Source organism: Candidatus Binatia bacterium, from assembly GCA_036504975.1.
In the GTDB taxonomy this organism is placed as follows: domain Bacteria; phylum Desulfobacterota; class Binatia; order UBA9968; family UBA9968; genus JAJPJQ01.
Genome location: DASXUF010000131.1, coordinates 1 through 6,161, shown reverse-complemented (window position 1 = coordinate 6,161; position 6,161 = coordinate 1). Strand labels below are relative to the sequence as shown.

At 56.2% G+C, this 6,161-nt stretch carries 5 protein-coding genes; 2 read left to right on the top strand and 3 right to left on the bottom strand.

Annotation, left to right across the window (positions count from 1 at the left end):
- Positions 1–368, bottom strand: a 368-nt coding sequence (locus VGL70_17160; protein ID HEY3305255.1) for a 6-carboxytetrahydropterin synthase, incomplete at its 3' end; no start/stop codon positions are given.
- 150 nt (positions 369–518) lie between these two features.
- On the opposite strand from VGL70_17160, the gene VGL70_17155 reads away from it, so the two are divergent.
- Positions 519–2,213, top strand: coding sequence for a PQQ-dependent sugar dehydrogenase (locus tag VGL70_17155; protein HEY3305254.1), 1,695 nt, complete (start codon positions 519–521; stop codon positions 2,211–2,213).
- A 6-nt stretch (positions 2,214–2,219) separates the two neighbouring features.
- A complete protein-coding gene (locus VGL70_17150; GenBank protein ID HEY3305253.1) occupies positions 2,220–3,929 on the top strand; it encodes a PQQ-dependent sugar dehydrogenase in 1,710 nt (569 codons plus the stop codon).
- A gap of 4 nt (positions 3,930–3,933) precedes the next feature.
- Here the strand turns inward: VGL70_17150 and VGL70_17145 are convergent, their stop codons facing one another.
- Both VGL70_17145 and VGL70_17140 read right to left on the bottom strand, forming a co-directional pair.
- Positions 3,934–5,028, bottom strand: a complete 1,095-nt coding sequence (locus VGL70_17145; GenBank protein HEY3305252.1) for a quinone-dependent dihydroorotate dehydrogenase — start codon at positions 5,026–5,028, stop codon at positions 3,934–3,936.
- 32 nt (positions 5,029–5,060) lie between these two features.
- Positions 5,061–6,041 carry an ABC transporter substrate-binding protein gene (locus VGL70_17140; GenBank protein ID HEY3305251.1) on the bottom strand — a complete coding sequence of 327 codons (981 nt, stop codon included), beginning with the start codon at positions 6,039–6,041 and terminating at the stop codon, positions 5,061–5,063.
- Positions 6,042–6,161 lie beyond the last annotated feature (120 nt).

Below are 6,161 nucleotides of genomic sequence, written 5' to 3'. Positions count from 1 at the left end.
TCCGCCAGCAGCTCGGTGCTGGTGTTGGCGATCGGCAGCAGCAGCGCGTCGCGCCGCGGGAGCACGATGCGCTGGTCCCGATACAGCACGACGACGTGGCCGTCGCCGCGGCGAATTTTCAGCGCGGAAGAATCGCGCTGGATGAGCGTGCGGTGGTCCAGCTCGTCGCAAATTTGTTTGACCAGCGGCTTGAAGGCGATGAAGTCGAGCACGACGCCGGCGCGATCCAAATCCCCCTCGACCGCGACCGAGACCTGATAATTATGGCCGTGGAGCGCTTCGCGCTTGCCGTTGGCAAAAACCAGAAAGTGGGCCGAGGCGAAATTGAAATAATCTTTTTCTACCTCGATGATGAATCGGCGCGGCATGCGAGAACGGTAACCGAGTCATAGGCATTAGGCAAGAGGCAGTAGGCGGTAGAAATGCAAGTCATTCGAAGGAATACGCGGATATGAGCGGAGAAGGCTCGCCGATGGAGATTTGCGCGGTATGGCGGTATACTACAGGCGTTTTTAAGCATGAAAGCGTTCTATCTATTTCTCGCCGGGTTTATTTTTTCAGCCTCCTCCTCTTTTGCCGCGCTGTCGCTTAGAGATGCTAGTCTTCAGGTCACGGAAGTCGTTTCCGGCTTGAATTTGCCGACGACGATGGCTTTCATCGCACCCGATGACATCCTCGTCTTGGAGAAAAACAACGGAAAAGTCCGCCGTGTCATCGGCGGTGTTTTGCAAGCCGGCGATGTTTTGAACGTCAACGTCAATAACAATTCCGAGCGCGGCCTTTTGGGCATCGCGATCCATCCCAACTTCGGCAGCAACCAGTTCGTATACCTCTATTACACGGAAAGCGGCACGCCGCTGAGAAACCGTGTTTACCGCTACACTTGGGGTGGCTCCGCGCTCATCAACCCGCAACTAATACTGGACCTTCCGGCAACGCCCGGGCCCAATCACGACGGCGGCGTGATAACTTTCGGTCCGGACGGAGAACTTTACGTGATCATCGGCGATCTCAATCGAAACGGCCAACTGCAAAATTTTCCCGGCGGTTCGGCCCCCGACGATACCTCGGTCATTTTGCGGCTTGACGACGACGGCTCAGTTCCGCCAGACAACCCTTTCTTTTCCCTGGGAACACCCGTGGACAAGTACTACGCCTATGGGATCCGGAACTCTTTCGGCATGGCTTTCGATCCCGTTACGGGCAAGTTATGGGACACTGAAAACGGCCCCGACGCATACGATGAGATCAACATGGTCGAGCCGGGATTCAACAGCGGATGGGAACGAATCATGGGGCCGGATCGCCGCGATCCGCAGAGCGTGTCGAGCTTGTTTTCGCTTGCCGGCTCGCATTACGCCGACCCCAAGTTCTCCTGGCGCAACCCGGTCGGCGTGACGGGAATCGTTTTTCTCGACTCGGCGCAGTTGGGGCCAAAGTACGAGAACGATGTTTTTGTAGGCGACGTCAACAACGGCATCCTCTACCATTTTGAGCCGAATCCGGCGCGCGACGGATTTATTTTCACCAACCCGGCGCTGTTGGATCACGTCATCGACCAGAGCGGTCAGTCCAACGAGGTGATTTTGGGCACCGGCTTCAACGGCATCACGGACTTGAAAGTCGGGCCGGACGGCTTTCTCTACCTCGTGTCCATCGGCGCCGGCGCGATCTACCGCATCTCGCTCGCGGTCACGCCGCTTTTCATCGGCGCTGTCGCTCTTCCATTGGCGGAAGCGGACGCGGCGTACAGCGCAGACCTTGGGATCGGCGGCGGCACAGCGCCATATACAGTCGCTCTGACCGGTGGAGCCCTTCCTGCCGGTCTCTTAACCGATCCTCTGGGCATCACCGGCACTCCGACCGTCACAGGAAAATTCGTCTTTACGCTAGAAGTCACCGACAACGTCGGTGCGGTCACCAGCGGGCAATTCATGCTTCAGGTCGTCAATGCCTTGGACATCGAGACGACAACTCTAAAAGTCGGCAAAGCGGGCAGGCCTTACAGGAAGGTGCTTAGCGCCATTGGAGGGAGAAGGCCCTACACGTGGTCATTGGTGTCCGGAGCGATTCCGGCCGGGTTGGTATTTAACACGAGCGGCGTGCTCAGAGGCAGGCCAACGTCGTCCGCAACGGTCGATCTTACCTTTCAGGTCGCCGATCCGCTCGGCGGCGTGGACCAAGAAACCCTCACGTTGACGATCAATCCCTGAGGTTTAATGTTGCCGCGCTTCGCCCTGTTACTACTTTTCCTCCTCTCTGCCTCTCCATGCTTTTCCGCGCCATCGCTCATAGATCCAAATCTTCAAGTCACCGAGATTGTTTCCGGTTTGAGCTCTCCGACGACGATGGCGTTTATCGGACGCGACGACATCCTGGTTCTGCAGAAGGATGACGGCCGGGTTCGCCGTGTCATCAACGGGGTTCTTCAGTCCGGAGAAGTTTTGGACGTCGCTGTCGATTTCGCCGGCGAAGGCGGACTTCTAGGTATTGCCATCCACCCCGATTTTCCAACGACTCCCTTCGTATATCTTTATTATACCGAGAGCAGTACGGGTAGTGATGTTTTCAGCTCTGCCGTTGGGAATCGCGTTTATCGATTTGTTTGGGACGGCACCGCTCTAATTAACCCCACGCTGATTTTAAATCTGCCGAGCTCCGGGGGGCACAACGGTGGGGTTATAACCTTTGGCCCCGACGGAAAACTTTACGTGATCATTGGCGATCTCGGCCAGAACGGCCAGCTTCAGAATGTTTCGACCGGGAATCCACCAGACGATACTTCCGTTATTCTGAGACTCAACGACGATGGCACAGTTCCAATAAACAATCCTTTCTTCTCGTTGGGAGATCCCGTTAACAAGTACTATGCCTACGGCATTCGCAACTCCTTCGGCATAGCTTTCGACCCTGTAACGGGCAAACTATGGGATACCGAAAACGGGCCGAACGTTTACGATGAAATCAATCTCATCGAGCCCGGCTTCAACAGCGGCTGGGAAAAGATCATGGGTCCCGACAGTCGCGACCCGGACAACCTGTCCGATCTGTTTTCACTTGCTGGTTCGCATTATGCCGACCCCAAATTCTCCTGGCAAAATCCGATCGGCGTCACAGCCATTGTATTTTTCGAGTCACCGCAGTTAGGTCCACAGTACGAAAACGACGTGTTCGTCGGCAATGTGAACAATGACATTCTCTATCGTTTTCAGCCCAACGCATTACGGAATGGATTTAAATTTTCTACACCCGGCCTTTCGGATCTCGTGGTGGACAACGGCGACAACTTCGATGAGATCGTTTTCGGCACCGGGTTTAGCTATATCACGGATTTGAAAGTGGGGCCGGACGGTTTTCTTTATGTCCTCTCTCTTTTAGAAGGCAAGATTTACCGTATTTCGAGCGCAGTCCCGTTTTTTATCAATGCCTCTTCTCTTCCAGACGGTGAGGTGGAAGTTAACTACAGCGCCGATCTGGAAATCCTCGGTGGAACACCGCCGTACACGGTGGCCAGGGTGAACGGACGGCCCGTGTGGCTGACAACGGTAAGCTCCGATAGCATCGCCGGCATGCCCACCCGGTCGGATAAGTTCTTTTTTACACTGCAAGTCACAGATCAAGTTGGAACAACCGTGAGGAAACGCTTCGATATCACCGTGCGAAAGCCCTTGAGAATCGTTAATCAAAGATTGAAAACAGGCAGGGTCAACCAAAACTACCGGGCGGAACTGAACGCCGTTCGCGGAAAGAAACCCTTCACGTGGTCGTTGATTTCCGGCGCGCTTCCAAACGGATTACAGCTTGATCAAAGTATGGGCATCATTTCCGGCGTGCCCACTGCGGCCATCAGTTCGGGTCTCACGGTTGAGGTAACCGACCCACTGGGAGGCAGCGACCAGAAAACTTTAACGTTGACGATCAATCCGTGACCCCTCATGCCGCGGTGCCGACCGCCGCGGAAATATTTTTGAATCGGTCGCGCTCGATGAGCCTGAGCAACCCCCGGTTGATCCGCTTCACAGCGCCGGGACCTTCGTAGACGAATCCAGTCAGGATCTGCACCGCCGAGGCGCCGGCCTGGATTTTTTCGTACGCGTCTGCGGCGGTGAAAATTCCTCCCGCGCCGATGATCGGCATGCCGCCGCGAGTTCGTTTGTAAATGTGCCGGATGAACGCGGTCGCTCTCGCCCGGAGCGGCTTGCCGCTAAGCCCGCCCGGCTCGTCGACCCGTGCCGTCAGGTTCTCGCGCAAAAAGGCGCTCGCGTTGGTCGCGACGATGCCGGCGATTTTCTGCGCTTGAGCTACCGCGATGATCTCATCGACCTGATCGAGCTCCATGTCCGGGTCGATCTTGACGAAAACCGGCCTGTCCTGGATTCTTGAGTTCCGCGCCAACTCGCGATTTTTCGTCTGGATCGTCTCCAACAGCGTCGCGAGATGTCCCTTCTGCTGCAGATCGCGCAGCTCCGGCGTGTTCGGAGAGCTGACGTTCAAGGTGAAGTAGTCTCCAAAGGCAAAAAGTCTCTCGAAAGTGAAAAGATAATCCACCGCCGCGTCTTTCGTGGCGACGATTTTGGTGCGCCCGATGTTGATGCCGAGCGGAATCTTGAGCGGGCGCCCGTTCGCCCGCAGCGCTTTGAGTTTGGCGCCGATGGCCTCCGCGCCTTCGTTGTTGAATCCGAGGCGATTGATCAACGCGTCGTCGTCGGGAAGACGGAAGAGACGCGGCTTGGACTGGCCCGGCTGCGCCTGCGCCGTGACGGCGCCGATCTCGACGAATCCGAATCCGAATCCCGGCCAGGTTTTAATCGCGACGCCGTTTTTGTCGAAGCCGGCGGCGAGGCCCACCGGATTGGCGAACGTCAGCGAGCCGACGCGAACTTGAAGGCGGTCGTCATCGACGCAAAAAAAATTCTCCAGCGCGCCTTCTAAAAAACCCAGGCGGGCGAGGCACGCGAGCGTCTGCTCATGTGTTTTTTCCGCGTCCCGGAGAAACATCAGCGGGCGCACGAGTGTCTTGTAGAGCATGGTTCTGGATGGCAGACAAAGGGAAATTCGGATTAGCGGTAAAGCTCCTTCAGCAGGCCGCCTTTTTCCAGATTGTCCAGAAAGCGCTGCTCGATAAATTGCTCCGGCTTGACATTTTTCGCTGCGGGAACCGTTTTGGCTAGATCGTCCAGCGCGTTCCGCATCCCGGCCATATTGATGTAAGGCGCTTTTTCCAAAACTTTGCCGACGTAGAGATCGTAGGCTTGCTGCAGAACGGTGGCATCCTCTACCTTGGTATATTTAGCCAGCGATTTGAGCGTCAGTTCTTTGTCGGTTCTGGCCCGATGGATGCCGCGCGCATAGGCGCGCATGAACCGGTCGATCACTTCAGGCTTGTTCCGCAGGATGCCTCCCTGGACGACCAACGACGGATTGGGAAAAGGAAGATCCATGTCGGTGATATTCACCATCTCTTTGAAGCCGAGTTTGTCCATAGCGAAGAGAGTCGGAGGAGAGACCAAGCCGGCGTCGATAGCGCCGCTCTGGAGTGCGCCTGCGATGGAACTCATCGCACCCATTTGAATGATCGTTACATCCTTTTGCGGATCAAGATGATGCTTTCTGAGGGCAAACCTGGCCGAGATGTCGGTGCTTGACCCAAAGCGAGTGACGCCGATTTTTTTTCCTTTGAGCCCTTCGACGTTCTTGATTTCCGGTCTCGCATAGATGGAGAAAATCATCTTGTTCGTATTGTTTCCGATGATCTTGATGTCGGCGCCCTGGAGGGCGGCGGCCATAGCGGAGCTGCCGTTGAGAGAGCCGATCTCGATTTCGCCGGAGACGATGACTTGGGCCAGTTGGCTGCCGCTGGGAATGAGGATCAACTGGTCTTCGAGTCCCTCCTTGGCGAACTGCCCGGCATCGTGTGCGACCCACAGGCCGATGTACGAGCCGCTTATGGAGCTATAGCCGATTCTGATCCGGTCGGCGCTCCACGCGAGCGATGCGATCAAGACAAACGGGAGCGCCGTGATGAGCATCAGTCGCTTCATAAATCCTCCTAGGAGAGCGATTTCGGACGTCCTCCGCCCTCAATGCAGCGGCGAGAACGGCGCCGGAATCATCAGAGCGTTCTCTTGCTTGAGCATGAATTCTTTGGTCTCGGGCGGCCA